The sequence below is a fragment of the Pseudomonas sp. Leaf48 genome (assembly GCF_001421885.1).
In the GTDB taxonomy this organism is placed as follows: domain Bacteria; phylum Pseudomonadota; class Gammaproteobacteria; order Pseudomonadales; family Pseudomonadaceae; genus Aquipseudomonas.
On record NZ_LMLH01000019.1, the window covers coordinates 1 to 24,682 of the forward strand.

Consider the following 24,682-nt stretch of genomic DNA (forward strand, 5'->3'; position numbering starts at 1 on the left):
GCAAGCTTGCTCGGGTGGTATTCGCCTTGCTGAAAGGACAAAGCGAATATCAGCCAAAAGTCAGTTGAGGGCTTCCCCTCAACCATAGAATCTCCCACAGTTTTATCTTCATTGAACCCAATCCCTATGGCCGCCGCGGACCGCCGCATCGACGCGCTCACAGGGTTTATCAATTGAGCACAAAATCCACCGGTTCCAGTTGTGGCGGTAGCTCCGTCACGCCCAGGGCGTCGAGGATGTCGCGTTCGATGTTGCGCACGATGGCGTCGGTGGGCAGGTCGTTTTCATCGCGGCCGAAAGGGTCTTCCAGTTCATCGGCAATCGCATCCAGGCCGAAAAAGGTGTAGCTGACAATCGCGGTGAAAATCGGCGTCAGCCAGCCCAGTGGCTCGGCCATGGCGAATGGCAACAGGATGCAGAACAGGTAGATGGTCCGATGCAGCAACAGGGTGTAGGGGAACGGCAGCGGTGTGTTTTTGATGCGTTCGCAAACGGCCTGGGAGCGGGTCAGGCTGGTCAGAATGTTGGCCATGATCGTGTAGCGCCATTCGCCGATCACGCCTGATTCGTTGAGCGCCGAGCACTGTTGGCCAACCTGCAGCAGAATCTGCGCACTGACGTCGTGGGTGTTGCCCCGGGGCATCGGTTCGAGCCAGTCGCCGCTGGCGGCCAGTTCATTGTCCTTACGCAGCCGGGCGTTGAGGGCATGGGCGAAGCCGCAGAGGTTGCTCAGGAGGGTGTGTCGTTCGCGGGTGTCCTTGATGATCTGGGTTTCACGAATCATCGAGCGGATATCCACGATCACCTCGCCCCACGCCTTGCGCGCTTCATACCAGCGGTCATAGCAGGCATTGTTGCGAAAGCTCATGAAGATCGACAACGACAGCCCCAGCAGGGTGAACGGCGTCGCACTGACCTTGGAAAAATAGCTTGGATGCAATGTTTCGATCAGTACGATGGCCGAGGCGAGCAGCGTCACCAGAAGGCTGCGCCAGGCAATGCGCTTGGCGATCGACCCCTTGAGTGAAGTCAGGACGCCGATCAGGCCGGGTTTGGGTCTAACGATCATGGTCTTTCAGCCGCCCGTCATGTTCATGAAGCGAACCACCTGAACATCGTCGTTCACCTCGAAATTATGTCGATAGGGTTTGCGTTTCATCGCCTCGATAATGGCTTTTTCCAGATGTTCAGGCGCGCCCGGATGGCTGCGCAAGACCGCCTTCAGGTCAACGGAGTGCTCATTGCCCAGGCAGAGCAACAGGCGACCTTCCACGGTCAGCCGCACGCGATTGCAGGTGCCGCAGAAGTTGTGGCTATGGGGCGAAATGAACCCCAGGCGAATGTGCGGTGCCTCGGCCAGGCGCCAGTAGCGTGAAGGGCCTTGGGTCGACTCGGCGGAATCAATCAGAGTGTAGCGCTCGGCAATCCGATCACGTACCTGAGCGCTGGAGAAAAACGACTCGGCACGGCTGTGTTCATTGATGGTGCCAAGGGGCATTTCTTCGATAAAGGAAATATCGAGGTTGCGGTCGATGGCGAAACTCACCAGATCATTGATCTCGTGGTCGTTACGGCCCTTCATCACCACGCAGTTGAGCTTGGTGTTGCGAAAGCCTGCCTGGTTGGCTGTGTCGATGCCCTTGATGACCTGCGCCAGGTCACCGGTGCGGGTCAGTTCGCGAAAGCGCTGTGGGTCGAGGCAGTCGAGGCTGATGTTCAGACGCTTGACCCCGGCTTCGAACAACGGATCGGCCAGCTTGGCCAGCTGCGAGCCGTTGGTGGTCATGCACAGCTCGCGCAGGCCGGGCAGGGCGGCGATCTTCTGGCACAGTTGGACCACGCCTGGACGGATCAGCGGCTCGCCCCCGGTCAGGCGGATCTTGCGGGTGCCCAGCGCGACGAAGCTTTCGGCTGCCTGATAGATCTCCTCCAGGGTCAGAATCCGTTGGCGCGGCAGGAACTGCATGTCCTCGGCCATGCAATACACGCAACGAAAATCGCAGCGATCGGTGACCGACATCCGCAGATAGTCGACGCGCCTTGCGAACCCGTCGATCAAGACTCGCTCTGACATGATTTCCTCACTTGGCATCGCTTGCATTGAATGAATGTTGCGCTGTGATCCTTGTAGGAACGAGCCTGTTCGCGATGGACTTAAGAACGCCGCGTTTAACCAGCAAGCACGCGTTATCGTTAACGTCCATCGTCGGAACGCCGCCCGGAGCCGGCTCGCTCCTGCAGGGGGTTTGTAGAGTGCAGGCTAAGTGCAGTTTGGAGGGTCGTCCAATCACTAATAATAACTGCCTGATCGATTCGCTCTATGATCAGTTTTTTTCGCCAGTCATATACTTCTAATATGATTTAAGTTATTGAAATACAACTATAAATATCATTGATAGATATCCTCGATAACATGGTCGTTAATAGCGATTAGACAACATTCCACGCACATTCCTATGCTTTTCTCCGTCAAACGATCAATGGCCTGAATCAGGTCACGGAGAAGTACCATGTCTCAAGTCGACCGCTACAAACCCTACAAAGGAGCCGCCGCTGGTTGGGGCGCGCTGATCGCCGTTACCAAAAACTGGCTGGGCAGTGAAAACGCCCTGAAGAATATCCGAGCGATGCTCAAGACCAACCAGAATGGTGGCTTCGATTGCCCCGGTTGCGCCTGGGGCGAGTCGCCGGAAAACGGTATGGTCAAGTTCTGCGAGAACGGCGCCAAGGCCGTCAACTGGGAGGCGACCGGCCGCTTGGTCGACCCGGCATTCTTCAACAAATACAGCGTATCCACGCTTGCCGAGCAAAGCGACTACTGGCTGGAGTATCAGGGGCGGCTGACCCATCCCATGCGCTATGACGCGGCCACCGATCATTACGTGGAAACCACCTGGGATGAAGCGTTCGCGCTGATCGCCCGGCATCTCAATGCCCTGGAATCGCCGAATCAGGCCGAGTTCTACACCTCGGGTCGGGCCAGCAATGAAGCGGCATTTCTCTACCAGTTGTTCGTCCGGGCCTACGGCACCAACAATTTCCCTGACTGCTCGAACATGTGCCACGAAGCCAGCGCGGTGAGCATGATCGAGAGCCTGGGCGTGGGTAAAGGCACTGTGGTGTTTGACGACCTGGAGCACGCCGATGCGATCTTTGTCATCGGCCAGAACCCCGGCACCAACCACCCACGGATGCTCGAGCCACTGCGCGAAGCGGTGAAACGCGGAGCCCAGGTGATCTGCATCAACCCGCTCAAGGAGCGCGGACTAGAGCGCTTCCAGCATCCCCAGCACCCGGTCGAGATGCTGATGAACGGCTCTGAACCCACCAACACCGCTTACTTCCGTCCGGCTCTGGGCGGTGACATGGCGGTCATGCGTGGCATGGTCAAGTTCCTCTTGCAGTGGGAGCGCGAGGCTCAAGTCAACGGTGGCGAGCCGGTGTTCGACCATGAGTTCATCGCCGAACACACCTCGGGGCTGGGTGCCTACCTGGGCGAAGTCGACGCCACTTCCTGGGAGCACATCGTGCAGCAGTCGGGCATGAGCTTGGCCGACATCGAACTCGCCGCACGCATGTACGTCCGGGCCAAGCGCGTGATCATGTGCTGGGCGATGGGCCTGACCCAACATACGCACTCGGTGCCGACGCTGCAGGAAGTCATCAACCTGATGTTGCTGCGCGGTAACGTCGGTCGCCCGGGTGCCGGGCTGTCGCCGGTGCGTGGTCACAGTAATGTGCAGGGCGACCGGACCATGGGCATCAACGAACTGGCGCCCACCGAATTGCTCGATGCCCTGGAGAAACGCTTTTTGTTCACGCCGCCGCGCGAGCACGGCCACAACACCGTGATGGCGATCGGCGCCATGGAGCAGGGGCTTTCGAAAGTGTTCATCGCCCTGGGTGGCAACTTCGCCCAGGCCACCCCCGACACCCCGCGCACCCATGCCGCGTTGCGCAAGTGCGACCTGACCGTGCACATCGCGACCAAGCTCAACCGCAGCCACCTGGTGACAGGGCGTGAGGCTCTGATCCTGCCGTGCCTGGGTCGTACCGATATCGACGTGCAGGCCGAGGGTCCCCAGGGTGTCACCGTGGAAGACACCTTCAGCATGATTCATATTTCCCATGGCCAGCTCAAGCCCAAGTCGAAACACCTGCTTTCCGAGCCGGCCATCATTGCCGGGATCGCGGAAGCGACACTGGGCAAGCACCCGATTGACTGGAACTGGGCCATCGGCGATTACGGGCGTATCCGCAACATGATCGCCGACACCATTCCCGGCTTCGAGGACTTCAACTCCCGCTTGCTGCACCCGGGCGGTTTCCATATGCCCAACAACGCGGCGCAGCGCGTCTGGAAAACCGCGAGCGGCAAAGCGCAATTCACTTCGAGCGTGTTGCCGGAACATTTGATCAGCGAAGGCGTGCGCAACCTGGCGGTCAAGCCGCACCTGATTCTGCAGACCATGCGCTCCCACGATCAATACAACACCACGCTGTACGGCCTGGACGATCGCTATCGCGGGGTTTATGGCATGCGTGATGTGGTATTTGCCAACGAGCAGGACATTCGCCGACTCGGTTTAGAGCCGGGGCAGAAAGTTGACCTGGTGGCGTTGTGGGATGACGAACGCGAGCGTCGGGTCAGCGGTTTCACTCTGATTGCCTACGACATTCCCGCCGGTCAGGCGGCCGCGTACTACCCGGAAACCAACCCGCTGGTGCCGCTGGAAAGTTACGGGGACCGCACGTTCACCCCGACCTCCAAATTCGTCGCCATCCGGATCGAGCCGGCGAAGGCCAACAGCCTGATCTCCACCTCCGCCGCATAAATCACTGTAGGAGCCGGCTTGCTGCGGTCGGCTCCTACAGGTTCGTCCCCTTTATATCCGCGATGAGGATATCGACATGTTTAACCTTGAGGCACTGGACCTGGCGCGAATGCAATTCGCGTTCACGGTTTCGTTCCACATTATCTTTCCCGCCATCACCATCGGGCTGGCCAGTTTCCTGGCGGTGCTTGAAGGTCTTTGGCTGAAAACCCACAACGACACCTACCGCGATCTTTACCATTTCTGGTCGAAGATCTTCGCCGTCAACTTCGGCATGGGCGTGGTCTCCGGGCTGGTCATGGCCTACGAGTTCGGCACCAACTGGAGCCGTTTCTCCGACTTTGCCGGCAGCATTACCGGACCGTTACTGACCTATGAAGTGCTCACCGCTTTCTTCCTCGAAGCCGGATTCCTCGGGGTCATGCTGTTTGGCTGGAACCGGGTAGGGCGCGGCCTGCACTTCTTTTCGACGGTCATGGTGGCGATCGGCACCTTGATCTCGACCTTCTGGATTCTTGCATCCAACAGCTGGATGCAAACGCCCCAGGGCTTCGAGATCGTCGATGGTCGCGTCATGCCGCTGGACTGGCTGGCCATCGTGTTCAACCCGTCGTTCCCGTACCGACTGGCGCACATGGCGATCGCCGCCTTCGTAGCCACGGCGTTCTTTGTCGGTTCGTCAGCGGCGTGGCATCTGCTGCGCGGCAATGACACCAAACAAGTGCGCAAGATGTTGTCCATGGCGTTGTGGATGGCGTTGATCGTCTGCCCGATCCAGGCCGTGGTGGGCGATGCACATGGCTTGAACACCCTGGAACATCAACCGGCGAAAATCGCCGCCATTGAAGGTCACTGGGAAAATAACGGCAGCGAGGCAACGCCGCTGGTGCTGTTCGGCATCCCCGACATGCAGGCCGAGAAAACCAAATACGCCATCGAGATTCCGTACCTGGGCAGCCTCATCCTGACTCACAGCCTCGACAAGCAAATTCCGGCACTCAAGAGCTTCCCGAAAGAAGATCGGCCCAACGCGACGATCATCTTCTGGAGCTTCCGCGTCATGGCCGGCCTTGGCATGTTGATGGTGCTGGCCGGCGTGCTGGGCCTGGCCTTGCGTCGCAGTGGCGCGATTTACCGCAACCGCTGGTTTCTGCGCCTGATGTTGTGGATGGGCCCAAGCGGCCTGATCGCAATGCTCGCCGGCTGGATCACCACGGAAGTGGGGCGCCAACCATGGGTGGTGTATGGCCTGCAAAGAACCGCGAATGCGGCGTCCAATCACAGCGTGACGCAGTTGAGCATCTCGTTGGCGCTATTTGTGGTGATCTATTTCTCGGTGTTCACGGTGGGTATCGGCTACATGATGAAACTGGTGGCCAAAGGGCCAAAATCCCATCACGAGCATGGGCCCGAGGGCCACAACGAACAGGTGATTACACCGCGCCGTCCGCTTTCGGCCGACACCCTCGAAACCGACGCCCGCGTCATTTGAACCAGCGTCATCTGAAAAAGAGGAGGTGAGACATGGGTATTCAAGGTATAGACCTATCGCTGATCTGGGGCGTGATCATCGCCTTCGGCGTGATGATGTACGTGATCATGGACGGCTTTGATCTGGGGCTGGGCATTCTGTTCCCGCTGATCCCGGATGCGAAAGAGCGTGATGTGATGATGAACACCGTCGCCCCTGTATGGGACGGCAACGAGACCTGGCTGGTGCTGGGTGGCGCGGCGCTGTATGGCGCGTTCCCGCTGGCCTATTCGGTGATTCTGGAAGCGTTGTACCTGCCACTGATCCTGATGTTGTGCGGGCTGATTTTCCGTGGCGTCGCCTTCGAGTTTCGCTTCAAGGCCAGCCCTGAAAAACGTCATATCTGGGACATGGCGTTCATCGGCGGTTCGCTGCTGGCGACGTTTTCCCAGGGTGTGGTGATCGGGACTTACATTGTCGGTATCCCAGTGGTCGAGCGGCAGTTCGCCGGTGGCAGTTGGGACTGGCTGGCGCCGTTTCCCTTGTTCTGCGGCGTTGGCTTGATCGTCGCCTACGCGCTGCTGGGCAGCACCTGGTTGCTGGTCAAGACCGAGGGCATGCTGGAATCGCGCATGCGCCTGTTCACCCGGCCCCTGGCCTGGCTGCTGCTGGCGGTCATCGGAGTGATTTGCGTGTGGACGCCGATCCTGCACCCGGAAATCGCCACGCGCTGGTTCGGCCATGCGCACCTGGTGGTGTTCGGTGCCCTGGCGCTGCTGGCCTTGCTGGCGATGTTCGGCCTGCTCAAGACACTGCGCCAACGCCACACCCATTGGCCGTTCGCCTTCACCCTGATGCTGGTGTTCCTCGGTTACATCGGCCTGGCCTTCAGTATCTGGCCGAACATCTTGCCGCCGTCCATCAGCTTGTGGGAAGCGGCTTCACCGGCTACCAGCCAGTTGTTCATCCTGATCGGCGCGTTGTTCATTCTGCCGATCATCCTGATGTACACCGTCTGGAGCTACTACGTTTTCCGCGGCAAAGTGAGGATCGGTGATGGCTACCATTAATTCGCAGCAACCGGCACCTGCGCGTTGGTACAAACGCCTTGGGTGGCTGGTGTTGATCTGGCTGGGCAGTCTGGTTGCATTGGGTGTGGTGGCGGGGGCTTTGCGCATGTTGATGCGTGCGGCGGGGATGAGCTCGCACTAACCCTTGCTGTTCAATGTAGGAGCAGCCTGCGGCAGCTCCTACAACTGCATCGCGGTTTTACCTTGCCCTCACTGCGCCCCAAACATCGCCGTCCAGTAGATCCCCGCATCGCTTTTCGGATCGGTCGCATACGCCGCGCCCAGGTCGCGCATCTGCGGGTTCATCAGGTTGGCGCAATGCCCGGGGCTGGTCAGCCAGCCTTCGACCACTTTGCGCGCGCTGTCCTGCCCCGCGGCGATGTTCTCGGCGATTTGCTGGAAGTCGTAGCCGGCGAGCTCGGCGCGGTCACCGGGGGTGCGCCCGTCGCGGTCTTTGTGATCGAAGTAATTATTGTTGGCCATGGACCGCGAGTGGGTCTCGGCGGCGCTGGCCAGCGTGGCGTTCCAGGTCAGTGGCGTGGCGGCGGCAAAGGATTGTGCGCCGCACTGGCGCGGCTGCGCGCGGGCGGTGTTGAGTTCGGCCAGCAGTTTCTGGCCTTCCGCTTGCCAGTCCCCCAGGCGCGCGCTCAATAACGGGCGTGCGACCACGATGCGCCAGTCACGGTCCTGGCGGCTGACGCCGACATCGACAAATTGCGGGTCTAGCACGATCTGGCAAAAACTCTCCCGGATCGCCTTCATCGCCGACGCCGCATCACGTGGTCCGGTAAGGCTGATCGCCTGCACGTTCTTCATGGGATAACCCGCGCTGGCCATGGCCTGCTGCAGATTGACGACGCTGGTGGCGGACAGCACCAGGCGAGGATCGGCGGACAGCGGCGGCAGCTCCGACGAGACCTGGCCGGCACAGCGTTGCAGTTGACTGCGGTAGACATTGATCGACTCGATCAATTGCGACTCGTCGCTCGCCACAGCGGTGGCGGCGAACACCAGGCCCAGTGACAACCCGGCCAAACGCACAGCGGATGAGATGAAGCGCATGGAAATCCCCCTTGAGCTGAATGCGCCCATGATGCGCGAATTTGCCCCGTCAAAGGCAACGGATTTTATCCAGAAGTGTAGTGGGTGGAGTGCAATCATTTCACTACTACACTGGTTCGATACTGCCTCGGAGTTTGCCCGACCATGCGCCTTGACTGGATAGCCTCCTGCCTCGTCGTCATCTTGTTTGCCACCTGCGCAATCGCCGCAGATCAGGAACAGCAAAAGCAGGCGGCCGAGAACAAGGCCCAGGTGCTTGAGCAAAAGGCCGCGCAGAGCAGCAGTCCCGCACCGGCCCCTGGGGCCGAAGCCATTACCCAGTCCGAAGTCCAGGCCGTGGACCCTGCCGGCGTCGCGCCACTGGACGACGCGATCACCTGTCTGGCGCGGTCGATTTATTGGGAAGCCAAAGGCAAGGATTCGGTCGACATGGAAGCGGTGGCCAATGTGGTGATGAATCGCTTGGGCCACGGGGGGTTTCCGGACACCGTCTGCGGCGTGGTCAAGCAGGGCTCGGAGAGCAAAAGTTGCCAGTTTTCCTGGTGGTGTGACGGGCGCCCTGATTCGGTCCAGGAAGAAGTGCCGTATGCGCTGGCCAAGGAAATAGCGCGCAAGGCACTGAACAAACAGTTGCCGGATCGCACCGGTGGTGCGTTGTATTTCCATGATCGTACGGTCAGGCCAGACTGGGCCAGGCGGTACACCAAGACAGTGGATATTGGCCTGTTCCGCTTCTACAAACCCCGTGGCGGGTCAGCCAGGTAAGGAATAAAGCATGCGCAGATCTCTACCCTCGTGGCTTGAATGCCTGGGCTTGATGCTTCTGGCCCTGGTATTGATTGGCGCAGGACTGGGCTGGCGTCAGGCGCAGAACGTGGAGGAAGAACGCTATCTGGGGGTCGCCCTGGAAATGCTGCAACACGGCTCGTGGCTGATCCCCCATCGTGCCGCAGAGATCTACGGTGACAAGCCGCCGATTTTCATGTGGGCGGTGGCTTTCTGTGTCTGGTTGACCGGCAAGGCCAGCATCGCGCTGTACATTCCTGGACTGTTTTCGGCGGTGATGGTCACGGCCATGGTCTATGATCTGGGGCGCCGGCTGTGGAACCAGCGTACCGGGCGCATCGCGGTACTGTTGTACCTGGCGACCTATCAGACCTACAGCATTCTGCAAAGCGGCCAGATCGACAGCTTTTTGATTCTGTTCACTTCCCTGGGCCTGTACGGTCTGGCCCGGCACCTGCTGTCAGGCCCGGCCTGGCGCTGGTTCTATGTGGGTTGCGCGGCCATGGGCGTCGGCGTGATCACCAAGGGCGTGGGTTTTCTGCCGGTGTTGATGCTGATTCCGTATGCCTATGCAGTCCTCAGGAAATGGCCGGGTGTGGTGGCCATGCCGGGTGGGGCACGCAAATGGTTGCTGGGCCTTGCCGTGATGCTCGGCGCCATAGCGGTGTGGTTGTTGCCCCTGGGCTTGTCGATTGCCCTGCATGGCAGCGCCGATGAAATGGCCTACGCCCGGGAAATTCTCCTGCGCCAGACCGCGGGACGCTATGCCGAGGCGTGGCATCACCGCGAACCGTCCTGGTACTTCTTTACCCATGTCATCGCCCTATACTGGCTGCCGTTGGTGTTGATGCTGCCATGGCTGGTGCCCGCGTGGCGCCGTCAGTTGAAAAAGCGCGATGGCCGGGTGTTGGTGCTGCTCGGCTGGGTGCTATTGGTCGTGCTGTTCTTCAGCTTCAGCAGCGGCAAGCGCGAGTTGTACATCTACCCGGCGTTGCCAGGCCTGGCGCTGGTGGCCGCGCCACTGATTCCATGGATGCTCAAGCGCTGGTACAGGCGGCGTGCGCGTTTGCGCCGGGCATTTACGGCGCTGTTCGCGATCTGGTTCGTGCTGTGGTTCGCCCGGGGATTCTTCGTGCCGCTCAAGGATGGCGCCAATCCTGATCAGGCCATCATGGAGCAGGCAGCGACCGTGACCCACGGCGCCGATCTGGTATTGGTCAACTGGGAAGAAGGGCACTGGCTGTTCGCGCGCCAGCCGCTGGTGCATTTCGGGATGGACAATTCCTCGGTCGAGAAGGCCGCCCAATGGTTGCGCGAACATCCACAAGCCTACGCCCTGGTGCCCGATGATGTGCTGGGCCAGTGCTTCAATGCCGAAGCGGTCCATGCCCTGGGGGAAGATTCCCGGGCCCACTGGTCCATCGTCAGTGCCGCCGCCGACAACGGCAAGTGCCTTCCTGAGATGGCCGCCAAAGCCTATCGGTTCGCCTGGAAAGAACCCTACACGCCTGCGACGGCGGTGCTGCCGACGCAGGCGGCGAATCCTTGATGGGAAAGCGGGGTTGCTTATTGGTCGGGTTATTCAAGGCTATCTGTGAGCAGGGCTATTTCATGTACCAGGCCCAAGGCTGGTCGCTGACATACTCGGTGACCTGCTTGACCTCCAGATAATTGTGCAGCCCCCATTGCCCCAACTCGCGGCCGATCCCGCTGTGTTTCATGCCGCCCCACGGTGCCTCGACGAAGGTGGGCTGTGAGCAGTTGACCCAGACGATCCCGGCACGCAACTGATTGGCCACGCGCGTGGTGCGTTGCAGGTCGGCGCTCATCACGGCGGCGGCGAGGCCGAAGCGGCTGGCATTGGCCATTTGCAGCGCTTGCTCTTCGGTCTTGAAGCGTTTGATGCACAGCACCGGGCCGAAGACTTCTTCGCGCCACAGGATGCTGCTGTGCTCCGGCTCGTCGAAGATTGCCGGTTCCATGAAATAGCCTTTGGCCAGATGCGCCGGGCGCCGTCCGCCGGTGAGCAGACGGGCGCCGCTGGCCAGGCCCTGGTCGATGAAGCCGAGCACCTTGTCGTACTGGCCCTGGCTGACCAGCGGCCCGAGCAGCACGCCGGGCTGCATGCCCGGGCCAATGCTGATCTTGCGCGTTTCTTCCACCAGCCGTTCGATCAGGCGCGGGGCGATGGTTTCTTGCACCAGCAGACGCGACGTGGCGCTGCACACCTGGCCCTGGTTCCAGAAGATCCCGAACAGTATCCACTCCACGGCGGCTTCGACATCGGCGTCATCGAACACGATGAACGCAGATTTACCGCCCAGTTCCAGGCTGATGTTCTTGATGTCCCGCGCCGCCGCCGACATGATTTTCGCCCCGGTGGGCACGCTGCCGGTGAAGGCCAGTTTATCCACCCCAGGGTGTTCGGTGAGTGGGCTGCCGGCGTCGGCACCGAGGCCGGTGACCAGGTTCAACACCCCGGCCGGCAAGCCGATGCGATCGGCGGCGGCCGCCAGTTCCAAGGCGGTCAGCGGCGTCAGTTCGGACGGTTTCAACACCACCGTGGCCCCGGCGGCCAAGGCTGGCGCGACCTTCCACGCGGCCATCAGCAGCGGGTAGTTCCAGGGAATGATCTGCCCGGCCACGCCAATCGGCTCGTGGCGGATGCGGCAGCGAAAACGCTCGTCCGGCAGGGCCAGCGATTGGTCCTGCTGTTGATCCAGTTCCCGGGCCAAACCGGCGTAGTACCGGAAACAGCCGATGGCGTCAGCAATGTCCCACTGCGCTTCAGGCAAGGGCTTGCCGTTGTCGCGTACTTCCAGTTCCGCCAGCGCTTGCTGGCCGTTTTCCAGCTCATCTGCCAGCGCCTCCAGCCACTGCCCGCGCTCGGCGCCGCTGGTCTGGCTCCAGCCATTGTCGAAGGCACGCCGGGCCGCGCGCACGGCATGGTCGACGTCTTCTTCAGTGCCGGCCGCCACGCGGTGGAAGGCCTGTTCGGTGGCCGGATCGATCACATCCAGATAGCCGCCCAGGTCCGGGCTGACCCATTCGCCGTTGATGTAGAGCTGATCACGCATGGTGCGACTCCTGGACGCCGGTGCGGCGGTTTTGCAGATGGCGGGAAGTGAACAGCAGGGCCAGCGACACGCAGATGATCACCGTGGAAATCGCGTTGATCTCCGGCGTCACGCCGCGGCGGATGGAGGAAAATATGTAGATCGGCAGCGTCGTCTCTGAACCGGCGACGAAGAAGGCGATGATGAAATCGTCGAAGCTGAAGGTGAACGCCAGCAGGAACCCGGCCATGATCGCCGGGCTGATCTGCGGCAGGGTGACGCGCCAGAAGGTGTCCATTGGAGGCGCGTACAGGTCCGCCGAGGCTTCGAGCAAGGCCTTGTCCAGGGAATCGACGCGGCTGCGCACGATGACCATCACCAGGGCCATGGTGAACAGCGAATGCGCGGCGATCACCGTGAAGAAGCCCATGTTCAATTTCGGCACTGTCGGCAACCAGCTCGCCAGCAGCGGGTTGATCAGGTCGAACAGGCTGATGAAGGCAATCAGTGTCGAAATGCCGATGACGATGCCCGGGACAATGATTGCGCAATAGGTCAGGGCATCAAACAGCATCCGCACTTTGGCGCCGCAGCGCTGCAAGCCGAACACCGCCAGGGTGCCGAACAACGTGGCAATTACCGCGGAACTCAGCGCAATCAGCGCGCTGTTGCCCAGGGCTTCCATGATGAACGGGTTGCCGAACGCGGTGCCGAACCATTGCACCGAACAGCACTGGAACGCCAGGCCACTGCGCCCGGCGTTGAAGCTGAACAGCACGATCAAGGCAATCGGCGCGTAGAGAAACAGGTACAGCGAAGTTGAATAGCTGCGCAGCCACATGTCACAGGCCTCCGTCGGCAGGGCGGCCGCCGTAGCGCGCCACCAGTTTCAGATACACGCCGATGATCAGCAGCATCATCGCCACCAACGTCATGGCCAGCGCACTGCCGAACGGCCAGTTGCGCGATTGCAGGAACAGGTCGACCAGGGCGTTGCCGACAAAGAACACCTTGCCGCCGCCGAGAATGGCCGGGATCAGGAACTCGCCCATCAACAGGATGAACACCAGCATCACCCCGGTGATGATCCCCGGCGCGGACAGCGGCAGGGTGATCCGACGGAAGCTTTCGAAGGCACTGGCGCCCAGGTCCGCGGAGGCTTCGAGCAGGCGCTTGTCGAGTTTTTCCAGGCTGACGTAGATCGGGAACACCATCAGCGGCAGGTAGCCGTAGACGATGCCGATCAGCACCGCCCAAGGCGTGTTGATCAGCCGCACATCCTCAAGGCCCAGGCTGGCCAGCAGCGCCGGTATGCCCTTGCCGCTGAGGATGAAAATCCAGGCGTAGGTGCGGATCAAAAAACTGGTCCAGAACGGCACGATCACCAGCGTCAGCAGCAGCGAGCGGTTCCTGGTGACCTTGACCGCCAGGAAGTACGCCAATGGATACGCCGCCACCAGGCATACCAGGGTGCCCAGCGGCGCCAGCATCAGCGTATTGCTGAAGGCCGCGCCGCGGGAGCCGAGGTTCAGGTAGTTGGCCAGGGTGAAGCCACCGGCGTATCCGCCCACGGCGCTGCGCTCACCGAAGCTGAAGACCAGGATGATGACCAGCGGCATCAGCAACAGCAGCAGGAACCACAGGGTCGAAGGCAAGAGCATCAGCAGGGTGATGCGTCGGCCCAGGCTGCGCCGTTGGCGCACCTCGACCGACAGGGCAAGGCCCGGCTGCACCGTTTGCGGGTGGGCGGCGGCGTTCATTGACGGCTCCTCATTGGCCATGGTCAAGCGATCAGGCGGACTTGAAACGCGCCATCAACTCGGCGCGTGCCGGACTGGTCAGCGTGGCAGCTGCTCCGAACTCCAGCGGGCTGAGGGCTTCGGCGGCCGGGTACATGATCGGATCGTCGAGCATGGCGGTCGGCAGCAGGGCGTCGACGCGCTTGTCGCCGCTCGGGTAGCCGTGGCTCAACACTTCGAGCTTGTTGTGCTGTGGATCAAGCAGGTAGTTGATGAAGGCATACGCAGCATCCTTGTGCTCCGAGCTTTTGGGGATGGCGAAGAAGTCGCTCCACAGTTCGCCACCTTCCTTGCCCAGTTCGAACTGCATCTGCGGGTTGTCGCGGTGCAGTTGCGAAGCGTCGCCGGTCCAGGACATCGCCAGCCAGGCATCGCCGCTGCGCATCGACGGCTGGATGTCGGAGTTGATCGCAAACAGATGCGGCTTGGCCTCGATCAGCAGTTTTTCCGCGTCGGCCAGTTCCTTCGGGTCCAGGGAATTGAAGCTGTAGCCGAAGCTTTTCAGGGCGTTACCGATGGCGGTCAACTGGTAGTCGTGGACGATCGTGCGGCCGCTGGCGGGGCCTTGGGCGGCGGCCCAGAACTCCTTCCAGCTGGTCGGGCCGTTTTTCAGTTTGCCGGTGTCGTAGAGCATGCCGGTGGTGCCCCAGTTTTTCGGCACCGCGTAGACTTTGCCGTCTACGGTGCCCTGGGCCATGAACTTCTGCTGGAACGCCGAGGCGTCGAAGTTGGGAATGCGCGAAAGGTCCAGCGGCTCGATCAGGCCCAGGCCGACGTAAGTACTGATGGTGTAGTTGGTGGGCACCAGCACATCCCAACCGCTGCCGCCGGCCTGCAGTTTGGCGAGCATTTCTTCGTTGGAGCCGAACACGCTCATCGACACCCGGGCACCCGTGGTCTTGCCGAAGGCGTCGAGGTTTTCCTGGCTGTGGTAGTTCGGCCAGGTCGCCAGTGACAGGCGATCACCCAGCTTGCCTTGTTCGGCGGCTTGCGCGGTGGAGGTCAGCAGGCCGGGCATGTTGGTGGCGACCACGGCGGCAGCGATGCCAAGGCCGGTGCGACCAAGGAACTCGCGGCGGCTGATCGAGCCGTTCTGCCAGCTGCGCAGGGTTTTTATAAAAGTCTTCTGGTCCATAGCACGCTCCACATCCGGTTGATGAAACGAATCGATGATTTACAACGCCATGGCCAGGCCATTGGCGTGATCCCAGCCGACGCGCACTGGCGCGCCGTGTTCGAATGCGTTGGCGCCGTGATCCTGCTGGCGCGGTACACGCACGCAGACCACGCCGAAGGCCTGGGTCCGCACGCGGTATTCGGTGGAGTTGCCCAGGTAGATGCGGTCCTCGACAGAACCCTGCAACTTCACTTCCCGGGTCATCTCGACATTGGCGCCGGCGATGCTGATCAGCTCTGGGCGCACGGCGATGCAACCGGCAGTGTTGGCGCTCAGGGCTTTGCCGGTGGGGGTGAGGGGGCTGGTCAGTTCCAGCCCTTGCTCGGTGCGCAGCACCACGCAGTTGCCGTTGAGCTGGCGCACGGTGCCGTCGAACAGGTTGGATTCGCCGATGAAGTCAGCGACGTAACGGCTGGCCGGGGCTTCGTAAAGTTGTTCCGGGGTGGCGGTCTGGATGATCGAACCGTTGTGCATCACGCTGATGCTGTCGCTCATCGACAGGGCTTCTTCCTGGTCGTGGGTGACCAGTACGAAGGTGATGCCGACCTCGCGCTGCAAACGCAGCAGTTCCGATTGCATCTCCTTGCGCAGCTTGCGGTCCAGCGCCGCCAGCGGCTCGTCAAGCAGCAACACCGTCGGCTTGTTGACCAGGGCGCGGGCGAGGGCGACACGTTGTTGTTGGCCGCCGGACAGTTCACTCGGCTTGCGCTGACCGAAGCCGCTCAGGCGCACCATCTCCAACGCTTCATCGGCCATGCGCAGTTGTTGTTTCTTGTCCGGGCGCGGGGTGCGATAGCGCAGGCCGTAGGCAATGTTCTGCGCCACAGTCAGGTGCGGAAACAGCGCGTAATGCTGGAACACCATGTTCACCGGTCTTTTAAAGGCCGGTACTCCAGCAACGCTTTTACCGGCCAGGCGCACTTCGCCGCTGGTGGGTTGTTCGAACCCTGCGATCATGCGCAAGGTGGTGGTCTTGCCACAGCCGGAGCCACCGAGAAAGGAGTGAAACGAGCCACGCTGCACCGCGAAATCCAGGCCGTTGACGGCCTGCACATCGCCATAGCGTTTGACCACATTGCAGAATTCGATATCGCTTGGTGGGGTGTCGTTCACGCTGTTGTTCACGAGCCGGGCTCCCTTGCAGTGATGAATCAGTGCGTCGGGGGCCAAACTAGCAATCGGGGATTTGCGGTGTATATATCCCTTGGGGGATAGGAGGGGAGTCGTTGAGGTGTTTCAGTGAACGTATGGCATAACGATCATTGATAAACCCCATGCTCAATCCGGTTCAGATAGTTTTCTACCTTCTGGAATCCATGCAAATTGCCGATCAGTTCCAGCGGGATTTGGTCGTCTAAATACTTGCAAGGTTTCTTCAGCCAGTCCTCGGCCAATTGCTGGCTGCCAAACACGTTGACGGCGTGCTCCAAGGTTTGGGCATGTCGGACTGTTTTTTTCTGCTGGTTTAGATACTCCGATTCAGGCTCCTTTGCCATCCCAAGTTCTTGCCAGGAGCTGCAAAATAAACCTTGCACTTGCGCAGGCCAACCCTAAAAACACGTCGGATATTTCCTGCTACTTCGTGAGTGCTTTCAACGAAAACAAGACACGGGAGTCCTCCTTCATGCGTACGTGTTTAAGCGCTGTCAGCGTTACTTCCCGCAAGCTACAACACCTTGCGTCGTTGCCTACAGGTACGCCAGAATCCGCCGGCTTGTGCGCCTTGGGGCTGGGTTTTATCGTTTGCCGGTCGCTGGAAAACAACAGTGATCGGGTTTGGTAGCCTGGTATGCGAGGTGCAGAGCGTCATCATTGGCAGCGTTTTTCTACTTTGCTTTATGGTGGCCATGCACAGGGCGCTTTCGGGCGCGCCGGTCTCCTTGCATCCCGGTCTACCAACCTGCGTTATGGCCACCACCCTTCGTTTGGTAGCGTGTGTGTGATGGCTCCTTTTTACGATGCGAGGAGTTTCATTCATGTTCAAAGTCACACCCAATCCCCCGGACACTGATCCGGCAACTCCGTACGAAAGTCTCGATCTCAACCCCGGCCCCAACATCATGGCGACGCCGCGCAAGCCTGGCACGATGTTCATTGTCAATCCTGAACTCAACACTGAAACCTTGCTGGTGCATGCCTGTGAATCGCTGGCGTCGGCCAACGTCATGGCCAACGATCTGGTGGATCATCTGGAAGGGTCGAGTCGCAACGCGCTGCTCGGGATAGCGCAGGTGATCATGCTGGGTGAACTGGCGGTAAACCGCGCACTAGATCAACTAGACCCACTTGGGTAGCCACGATCCGAGCTGCCGGAAGCTGTGACCTTTTCTAGATTTGCTAGGGATTGCCGAGAATCAAGACCAAGGGATCGAAGCCTGCGGCAGCTCAGATAGTTGAAGTCGATGATGGCCCTTGTCTTCAGAGTCGGCCAAGAGGCGGTAGCGTTCGAGTTGCGTTTCGTTGAAGTGGCGGATGTTGCTGTAGCACGAGGCTGGGACCAGGGGTTGAGCCCAGGCAGGGTACCGACTTCTTCGCGTACCCAGCCGTCGAGGCAATACCCGTTACCAATCCTTTGATTTACACCTCTTTAGTACCGTGTTTTCTCAATTATTTCTTCCGCTATGTCAATTTAGCCTCCTTGCGCTAGAGCATTGGAGATCGCTCATGTTTCCCTCTGCAATTGGGATCACGCATTCCCTTACTTCCTCACCCGTAGGTTCCAAAGGCGTAATGCTTAAAGTTAAGTGGATGCCATCTTTTTCAAAAGTTATATCTTGAAAGCCTGCATAAGCAAATCCTGTTGAGAACGGCTTGCCTTCAAAACTACATAAGTGCATGCTTGATAGCACGCTAAGCTTAGCGCCTGCATTCACTACCTCGACTTCAAGGCAATCATCTTCGAATGTCTTTATGTATCGAGCCAGCGTGCCATTAACTCTTCCGGAGTTTACTTCGGATGATGCGGAGTAATTCACCTCGGCTCTTGCAGTTTGAAGTGATGCAAGAACAAGGAATAATATATATACTAATTGATTGATTTTTAATTCTCCACATATTTAGAGTGCTTGTAAAATCTTTCCGTCGGGACAATGGTCTAATTTTTACGAGTGTGCACAGCTTTTGAAAAGTTCGCATTTCAAAGGTTGCTCTGAAAGCGTCACGTACATTTTTTTACCGCGATTTTTTTTAGATCTTGCTCCTGCATTCTTTGAAGTCGCAGCGGATCTTCAGAGCGAAGCACGTCAAGGTAATGGAGAGTGGGGTTATCTTTGTTGATAAAAACCAGAAACCCAACAGCATCTGCAAAGTTGAAGCACCCAGAGCGACTTTTAATAATTTTTTGAGGTGCTGAGTTTTCTAATGAGTTTGCTGATGGGTATCTATCAAAAACCTCAATCTCTCCTATTTTTCCCAGAAAAAAATCTTTCCCAATGCCACTCTCAAATACCTCTTTAGTATCAAATGAAAAAATTGACGCTCTCCAAATATTTGAATAATCCTGCGCTATCTCATCATAATTCTCAGTAAGTTCTATATTTAGCCCGCATATACCGGCGGATGCTCTAGCGCCATTATATATGTTTCGGGTATCAAAGTAGGCGCAGTCAATTAGTATCTCATTCTCCCTGGGTGTTAGAGTGTAGTAAAACTTATATCTAGCGCTCGCTCGCAGTGCAGGAGAGTCATTTATACTTATCAGCTTGCGGTCAAAGCCTTCTTTGTCTCCAATTATATTCTTGTAGGTAACTTCGTTATTACTATCGCGCAGCATGATACTCCCCGGAATTTGCCCGCTCACTATTTCTCTAGGCACCGCTTTTGAACAGGTCAGAAACAATAGTAGTGATACGAATAAGGGGTGTTTGGTCATGTTAAAACTCCATAGATAACGTGGATGTTTGCTTTAGAATGGCCTCAAATTTTTCTGCGTAGGAGGCGATTAACGCTTTTTCGTCGTTACCATTTATGATCTTCCTTGCCGATAAGTAGTCCACCTCATTGGCGTTTAAGTAGTTGGCCAGTTTTTTTCCAGTAAAAATTCCTTCAGTCATGCCGATAATCATAATAGGTATGGAGTGCTCAAATTTTGCTGCAGCGTCCGGATTTGAAATAAAGTCAAAAGACAGCAAGTTTGAGAATTTTCGGTAATTACTCTTCCACGTCAAGTGGACGCAGCCGCGACCTCTGTACTTGTACCCGTCACCTTCCTCGGTATTTCCATTTTTTCTAGCCTTCTCTCGATCAATAGGATCTGAAGCAAGGATAGGATCGTACTTGTTAAAGTAAGAAAGATCACCAACCTCTGGCTTTTCACTAAAAAATTCTCCAGTAGGGAAGTAGTATGCTTCATGCCTGACAGTTGCCAGCATATAAGATACTTCGTAAAGGTTTGCTTTCAGTGGATTTGATTCGTAGTAATTATTTATCGCGATGATTATTTTTTTCAGATTTTCCTTTGACCCTTGACTTAGGGTGCGTGTCCCAGGCGAAAAGCGCGTATGTGCCTGCTCGTATTGCATTAAAAAATCATCCACATCAATTAGGCCACCTTGCTTCGCCAACTTTCCAGCCAACCCCACCGGATGAAAGTGATACGCCTTCCCCCATGACGGCAACCCCACTTTCTCCGCCACCTCACTCCACCAACTTATCTGCTTGATTCGCTGTTTCTCCGCCAACCAGTTCAAATGCGGCGTCGAGCCGCTATGGCCGAGCAATTCATCCAGCGCGTCCCATTTTTGTGACTGGTGATACCACTCGCTTTCCTTGTGGATAATCAGTTGCGATATCGATTGCGCATGGGCCGGCAGGCTGATGGCTGCCTGTAGTTCCTCGGCGGTCATTTTGCCGTCGCGGTTGCGGTCGATGATGTCGAACAGGCGGCTCTTGACCGGTCCCTTGTCTTCAGCGTCGGCCATGGGGCGGTAGCGTTCGAGTTGCGTTTCGTTGAATTGGCGGATGTTGCTGAAGAACGAGGCGAGGGCATGTCGGGGCGTGCCGTAGTCGTAGATGATGTCGTAGCCTTCCCACGACCAGGGATTGAGCCAGGGCGTGACGCCGACTTCTTCGCGCACCCAGCCGTCGAGCGCGTTGTTCTGCGCGTCGTGCAGCAGCCCGTCCAGTCGATACCAGGTGCGGGCGTTGTGGCTCGGGCTGGCCGGCACTTGGATTTTTCGGTCGGCCGGCAGAGCATCCAGCACACTTTTGGGGAGCAACAGGTCGGCGGCGCTGAGTGGGCTGGAGGCACTGGCCATCTGCAAGCGGGCGGCAGTGGCATTGTCTTCATGAGTCACCACGGCCGTGCCCTTGGCCAGCTTCAGCCAGGTCTTGTCTTTATCCGGCAGACGCTTGGCCCAGGCACGACTGGCCTCGATGAAAATATCGACGTCATCGCCACTGAACACTTCCAGGTGCAGTTTCTCTTCCGGGTGCTCGGCACGGCATTCGTGATATTGCCCGATATGGCCTATCAGATTCCCGGCCTTGATTGGCACCGGCTGGTCGAGCACCACCACCTGATCCGTCAACGCTGCCGGCTCACCTTGCAACGACGCGGCAAGCACGTATTGGCTGATGCTTTCCAGCTTGCGAAACTCGCCTTCACCACTGATGGTGATTTCTGTTCCTTGCCTCAATATGAGCAAATCACGACCGTTGAGATCGAAGCGGGATCGAACATTCATGTGGTCACCGGAAGAACTGACCCGATAGGTCACACCGTTGACGTGGTCCAGGTTGCGGAAGGCAACATAGCCTTGCAGAGAGCCATCGGCGTTACGCAGTGAAGCCGGGCCCCGGGAGTGTTCCAGCTTGCGGTATTTGCCCTCGCCACTGACCACCACCGGCGTGCCGGGTGGTAGCAGGTCGAGGTGAAGCATATGTCCGCCTTCAGCCGGCTTGGAGAGCACTATCAACCCTTTGGGTGTCGAGGTGCCTGGGCGAGTGTTGGAGACGTCCGCTCTGACCCTTAGATTACGTTCTGGCCAAAAGGCCGGACGTTGCAGCGCAGAGTCTGCTTCATAATTCGCCCAATCCCGCAGGTGCATGTACAGGCTGTAGAACGTCAGGCTGGGTGGGGTGTCCGGGCTGCCTTCGATTTTCGGCGGCTGAAGGCGGTGACGCACCAGGACGAAGTTGCGCGAGAACGGCTTCTCTACGGACTGTTTGTTGACGATGTAGGGCGTGGTCGGCGAATGGGTGTCGATGCGGTAGGCCACCACTTCACCGTCGGCCAGGCACTGCACGCTGGATTGATCCAGGGGACCGGCAGTGCCGCTGTCAAAATGCACGCCGCCGTGCCAGAGACCGTTTCGACCCAATGGGTAGAAGCCCGCTTTCGCCCTGGCCATGTGGGTCAGTTGCATCAGCGGGTTGCGTTTGTCCTTGAACGGATGGCTCCAGTTTTTCAACGGTTGCAGTGCTTCACGCTCTGGTTCTGGCGTTGGGGCTGCTTGAGTCGGTCGTGGCTGGGCGGGAGTAACGCGGGTCTCTGATTGTGGGGGGCGGTCAAACGCCTGAGTCCCAAAAAACCAAACAAGTAAATCGCGCATGATGTGTTTTCACTCCTTGAGTGGCATAGGGGTCAGCCAGAGAAATCCGTAAGCCCCAGGGACTCGTGGTCGTGCTCGGTCAATGGGGATAGCTGTGGTATTTCGAGTATTTGTTTGGCTGCACCGCTGTACTCGAAGTGCGCCGACTTCACCTTGTGATCGCCGGCCGTACCCGATTCGATGCCGCTCGCTTCCAGGGTGAGGTAACTGCCTGCGCCGTTGAGGATGATTTTCTTTTTCGCCGTGATGTGGATTTCATCTTCGGTGCTGGTGATGTCCAGACCATGCCGGGCGATCAGCTCCAGTCGGCCGTTCTGTGCCTGCACGCTCACCGGGCCCTGGTTGGCGATGAGCTTGATACCGAGCTTGCGCACGAACAGGCTCACCCCCTGCCCGACGCCGATGAACAGGCGCTTGATCACGCTGAGGTCCGCCTCGCCGCCGGCGTTAAACATCAGGTTGTCCTTGGCCGCCAGTTGCAGGTGTTTTCCGCTGGTGAGGGCGATGCCTTGCGGGGCGCTGAGGAGCAGGACCTGGGACTTGAGTTGTTCCAGATCCTGNGTCCTTGGCCGCCAGTTGCAGGTGTTTTCCGCTGGTGAGGGCGATGCCTTGCGGGGCGCTGAGGAGCAGGACCTGGGACTTGAGTTGTTCCAGATCCTGACGCAGAAGGTTTAGCTGCGCTGCCACATCGGCCGGTTCGGCTTTGGCGGTCTGGGCGTCGCTGGAGAGCTGTTGCAGTTGTTCGCCAGCCTGTTGCAGGCGGGCCACGGCTTCGTCCATGTCCAGCACCTGACCTTGCGCCTTGAGCTGCGCATCGGCACTGATGAATACGCCCTTGCCAGCGCGCAGACTGCCCCAATCATCGGTGCGCAGCTCAAACCCTTCCCCGCGCTTGACCCTCTTGGCATCCACCAGATGCCCCAGATTGAGCTGACTCTTGCCCCCATACTCGGTACTAAGCTTGATGTGCTCCTGCCCCCGAGTGTCGTCCAGGCGCAACTTGTTGTTGGCCGGTGTACGCAACACATTGCGGTGGTCGTTGCGCATGGTCACGAGGTCCGGGTGCTGGTCATCATGCAAGGCGTGGGCAATGTAGGGTCTATCCGGATCACCCTGCTCGAAGGCGATGGCCACTTCGGTGCCGGCGATCAGCGGCAGGTGCAGACCGTAGGTGTCGCCGGCGTAGGCGCGGGCCTGGCGCAGCCATTTGCTTTCGCGGCCGGCGGGCCAGGTGTCGCGGTCGAAGAGGAATTTGACCCGGTAGCGACCTTGCTGGTCGATTTCGGTGTACAGGGGGTTGCTCTGGGGGTGGGTGATGCGTGCCGGCAGGGTGCCGGCGATTTGTGGTTTGGGTGGTATTTCGGGGCGGAAGCACAGGCGCAAGGCATAGGGCATGGCTTCRAAATCGCAGGTCAGGCTGCGGTCGCGGGCGGCGCGGATGGCGATCTTTTTAATCACTACGCGGGGGGTGAAGGCCTTGGGAGTGTCGCCGCTGATGGTCAGGACCTGGCCGGGGGCCAGGGTGGCGCTACTGCTGGTACCGCTGAGGTGGGTCTGGTTGTTGAGGTAGCGTTCATGGCGCAGGCGTGCGTAGAAAAAGCCGCTTTCGCTTTGCAGGTCTTCGTCGCGCAGGTGGGCCTTGCCGAGCACGCGGTAGGGTTCGGCGTAGTGGTAGGCCTCGCCGTAGGTGTTGTCGGCGCNTGGCGCAGGCGTGCGTAGAAAAAGCCGCTTTCGCTTTGCAGGTCTTCGTCGCGCAGGTGGGCCTTGCCGAGCACGCGGTAGGGTTCGGCGTAGTGGTAGGCCTCGCCGTAGGTGTTGTCGGCGCTGGGGCGTGCGACTTTGCCATGGGCGGCCGGCTCGCCCTGGGTCTGGTCGACTTCGCCATCGAGGTAGGCGCGGCTGTCTTCGGGGTGGTAGGCGCGCACGTTGACCTGCTGTTCCACCACTTGGTGGCGGGTTTGCAGGGCCCAGACGCTGTCCTCGTCGCTGTTGCTGAAGCCCGAGGGCGAGCGCAGCGGCAGCTCGACGTCGAACTGGTAGCAGCGCTGGTCATCGCAGAACTCGACCATGTCGAAGTGCAGTTTTTCGTGTTGGGTGCAGCGGTACCAGATGCCAACTTCGGCGAGGATCCGGCTGATGAAGGCCAGGTCACTTTCCTGGTACTGCATCACCTGTTCGCGGGACGGGTAGTCGCGCTTGAGGGTGAAGCGAAAGTGCCCGGTGTCCAGACCGTGGCGGCTGCGCAGGATGCTTTTGACGATGTCCGGCACGGACTGGTGCTGGTAGATCCGCGTTTGCTGGCCGCGATCGAGCAAGGCCAGGCGCGGTTGCAGGGTGACTTCGTAGCGGGCTTCGTCGACCGAGGCGGACAGGCGCTGGCAGGCGGTGATGCGGCCGTACAGGGTGCGCAGGGGTTTGGGTGGTTTGGGTTCGTCCCAGGACATCACCGGCCGCGTCGAGGGGTGGGCGTACAGGCTGAACNAGCCGGTGATGCGGCCGTACAGGGTGCGCAGGGGTTTGGGTGGTTTGGGTTCGTCCCAGGACATCACCGGCCGCGTCGAGGGGTGGGCGTACAGGCTGAACTCGGCGTATTGGCCGATGAACTTTTCTGCGCCGATGTCGAGGTCGCTGGCGGTGAATTCGATGCGGTAGAGGTAGGGTTGGCTGAGGTACTCATGGCCCTCGAAGGCGAGGACGTCGAGGTGGGTGTCGAGTTGGTCGATCTTGAGTTTGTGGCGGCTGTGGTCGAAGAAGGTGTTCATGCTTGGCCCTCCATCGCAACGGCTGAGGGCGCGTCGCTGAATTGCAGGGTGATGCCCTCCTCGTCGCTGTAGCCCAGCGCCGAGGGTCAGGCCGCCGACCAGCAGGTCGACTC

20 protein-coding genes and 3 pseudogenes are annotated in these 24,682 nt (G+C 59.2%); 7 read left to right on the forward strand and 16 right to left on the reverse strand.

From position 1 onward, the window contains the following. Positions 1-169: 169 nt before the first annotated feature. Positions 170-1,069: a bestrophin family protein gene (locus tag ASE98_RS14020; protein WP_060541928.1), complete on the reverse strand. Its 900-nt coding sequence runs from the start codon at positions 1,067-1,069 to the stop codon at positions 170-172. Between the two features lie 6 nt (positions 1,070-1,075). Further along, the gene (moaA, locus tag ASE98_RS14025; protein WP_060541944.1) at positions 1,076-2,074 is read right to left on the reverse strand and encodes a GTP 3',8-cyclase MoaA; all 999 of its coding nucleotides are present in this window, start codon (positions 2,072-2,074) and stop codon (positions 1,076-1,078) included. 436 nt (positions 2,075-2,510) lie between these two features. On the opposite strand from moaA, the gene ASE98_RS14030 reads away from it, so the two are divergent. The 4 genes from ASE98_RS14030 (at position 2,511) to ASE98_RS25870 (ending at position 7,518) form a co-directional block, all read left to right on the forward strand. After that, on the forward strand, positions 2,511-4,835 hold the full coding sequence (locus tag ASE98_RS14030; RefSeq protein WP_060541929.1) for an FdhF/YdeP family oxidoreductase: 2,325 nt from the start codon (positions 2,511-2,513) through the stop codon (positions 4,833-4,835). A gap of 76 nt (positions 4,836-4,911) precedes the next feature. Next, on the forward strand, positions 4,912-6,327 hold the full coding sequence (locus ASE98_RS14035; protein WP_060541930.1) for a cytochrome ubiquinol oxidase subunit I: 1,416 nt from the start codon (positions 4,912-4,914) through the stop codon (positions 6,325-6,327). 32 nt (positions 6,328-6,359) lie between these two features. Continuing rightward, complete coding sequence (cydB, locus tag ASE98_RS14040; RefSeq protein WP_060541931.1) at positions 6,360-7,376, forward strand: cytochrome d ubiquinol oxidase subunit II; 1,017 nt, start codon at positions 6,360-6,362, stop codon at positions 7,374-7,376. Further along, the gene (locus tag ASE98_RS25870; protein WP_082457542.1) at positions 7,363-7,518 is read left to right on the forward strand and encodes a DUF2474 domain-containing protein; all 156 of its coding nucleotides are present in this window, start codon (positions 7,363-7,365) and stop codon (positions 7,516-7,518) included. Before cydB ends, ASE98_RS25870 begins: the two co-directional genes overlap by 14 nt. 68 nt (positions 7,519-7,586) lie before the next feature. Here the strand turns inward: ASE98_RS25870 and ASE98_RS14045 are convergent, their stop codons facing one another. Then, positions 7,587-8,438: a CAP domain-containing protein gene (locus ASE98_RS14045; RefSeq protein ID WP_060541932.1), complete on the reverse strand. Its 852-nt coding sequence runs from the start codon at positions 8,436-8,438 to the stop codon at positions 7,587-7,589. Between the two features lie 144 nt (positions 8,439-8,582). On the opposite strand from ASE98_RS14045, the gene ASE98_RS14050 reads away from it, so the two are divergent. Together ASE98_RS14050 and ASE98_RS14055 are read left to right on the forward strand one after the other, a co-directional pair. Further along, positions 8,583-9,203 (forward strand): cell wall hydrolase, encoded by a 621-nt coding sequence (locus ASE98_RS14050; protein WP_060541933.1) that lies wholly within the window; start codon positions 8,583-8,585, stop codon positions 9,201-9,203. 10 nt (positions 9,204-9,213) lie between these two features. Beyond that, a complete protein-coding gene (locus ASE98_RS14055) occupies positions 9,214-10,773 on the forward strand; it encodes an ArnT family glycosyltransferase (protein WP_060541934.1) in 1,560 nt (519 codons plus the stop codon). A gap of 55 nt (positions 10,774-10,828) precedes the next feature. Here the strand turns inward: ASE98_RS14055 and ASE98_RS14060 are convergent, their stop codons facing one another. From ASE98_RS14060 to ASE98_RS14085, 6 genes are all read right to left on the reverse strand, one after another. Continuing rightward, positions 10,829-12,301 (reverse strand): aldehyde dehydrogenase family protein, encoded by a 1,473-nt coding sequence (locus ASE98_RS14060; RefSeq protein ID WP_060541935.1) that lies wholly within the window; start codon positions 12,299-12,301, stop codon positions 10,829-10,831. Beyond that, the gene (locus ASE98_RS14065; protein WP_060541936.1) at positions 12,294-13,121 is read right to left on the reverse strand and encodes an ABC transporter permease; all 828 of its coding nucleotides are present in this window, start codon (positions 13,119-13,121) and stop codon (positions 12,294-12,296) included. The genes ASE98_RS14060 and ASE98_RS14065 overlap by 8 nt, the downstream gene beginning before the upstream one ends. A gap of 1 nt (position 13,122) precedes the next feature. After that, positions 13,123-14,040, reverse strand: coding sequence for an ABC transporter permease (locus tag ASE98_RS14070; RefSeq protein WP_060541937.1), 918 nt, complete (start codon positions 14,038-14,040; stop codon positions 13,123-13,125). Between the two features lie 31 nt (positions 14,041-14,071). Then, positions 14,072-15,214 carry an ABC transporter substrate-binding protein gene (locus ASE98_RS14075; RefSeq protein ID WP_060541938.1) on the reverse strand — a complete coding sequence of 381 codons (1,143 nt, stop codon included), beginning with the start codon at positions 15,212-15,214 and terminating at the stop codon, positions 14,072-14,074. A 39-nt stretch (positions 15,215-15,253) separates the two neighbouring features. Next, positions 15,254-16,381 carry an ABC transporter ATP-binding protein gene (locus tag ASE98_RS14080; RefSeq protein ID WP_236707800.1) on the reverse strand — a complete coding sequence of 376 codons (1,128 nt, stop codon included), beginning with the start codon at positions 16,379-16,381 and terminating at the stop codon, positions 15,254-15,256. 134 nt (positions 16,382-16,515) lie between these two features. Continuing rightward, positions 16,516-16,752, reverse strand: coding sequence for an MbcA/ParS/Xre antitoxin family protein (locus ASE98_RS14085; protein ID WP_060541939.1), 237 nt, complete (start codon positions 16,750-16,752; stop codon positions 16,516-16,518). 480 nt (positions 16,753-17,232) lie between these two features. Between ASE98_RS14085 and ASE98_RS14090 the strand changes: the two genes are divergently transcribed. Then, entirely contained in the window at positions 17,233-17,550 is a 318-nt protein-coding gene (locus ASE98_RS14090) for a DUF6124 family protein (RefSeq protein WP_060541940.1), read from the forward strand. Between the two features lie 330 nt (positions 17,551-17,880). On the opposite strand, the gene ASE98_RS26595 is transcribed toward ASE98_RS14090, so the two are convergent. From ASE98_RS26595 to ASE98_RS27245, 7 genes and pseudogenes are all read right to left on the reverse strand, one after another. After that, positions 17,881-18,231 (reverse strand): hypothetical protein, encoded by a 351-nt coding sequence (locus ASE98_RS26595; RefSeq protein WP_156465504.1) that lies wholly within the window; start codon positions 18,229-18,231, stop codon positions 17,881-17,883. 182 nt (positions 18,232-18,413) lie between these two features. Then, positions 18,414-19,127, reverse strand: coding sequence for a hypothetical protein (locus ASE98_RS14095; protein WP_060541941.1), 714 nt, complete (start codon positions 19,125-19,127; stop codon positions 18,414-18,416). A gap of 1 nt (position 19,128) precedes the next feature. Then, positions 19,129-21,807 carry a hypothetical protein gene (locus tag ASE98_RS26940; RefSeq protein WP_177336973.1) on the reverse strand — a complete coding sequence of 893 codons (2,679 nt, stop codon included), beginning with the start codon at positions 21,805-21,807 and terminating at the stop codon, positions 19,129-19,131. Positions 21,808-21,839: 32 nt separating this feature from the next. Further along, positions 21,840-22,367 (reverse strand): DUF2345 domain-containing protein (locus ASE98_RS27240; protein WP_236707801.1); only part of this gene is annotated, 528 nt, incomplete at its 5' end. Between the two features lies 1 nt (position 22,368). Further along, a pseudogene (locus ASE98_RS26605) lies at positions 22,369-23,507 on the reverse strand (type VI secretion system Vgr family protein); the annotation flags it as partial. Between the two features lies 1 nt (position 23,508). Continuing rightward, positions 23,509-24,288: pseudogene (gene vgrG / locus ASE98_RS14110) on the reverse strand (type VI secretion system tip protein VgrG); the annotation flags it as partial. Position 24,289: 1 nt separating this feature from the next. Continuing rightward, positions 24,290-24,569: pseudogene (locus ASE98_RS27245) on the reverse strand (type VI secretion system tip protein VgrG); the annotation flags it as partial. Between the last annotated feature and the right edge of the window lie 113 nt (positions 24,570-24,682).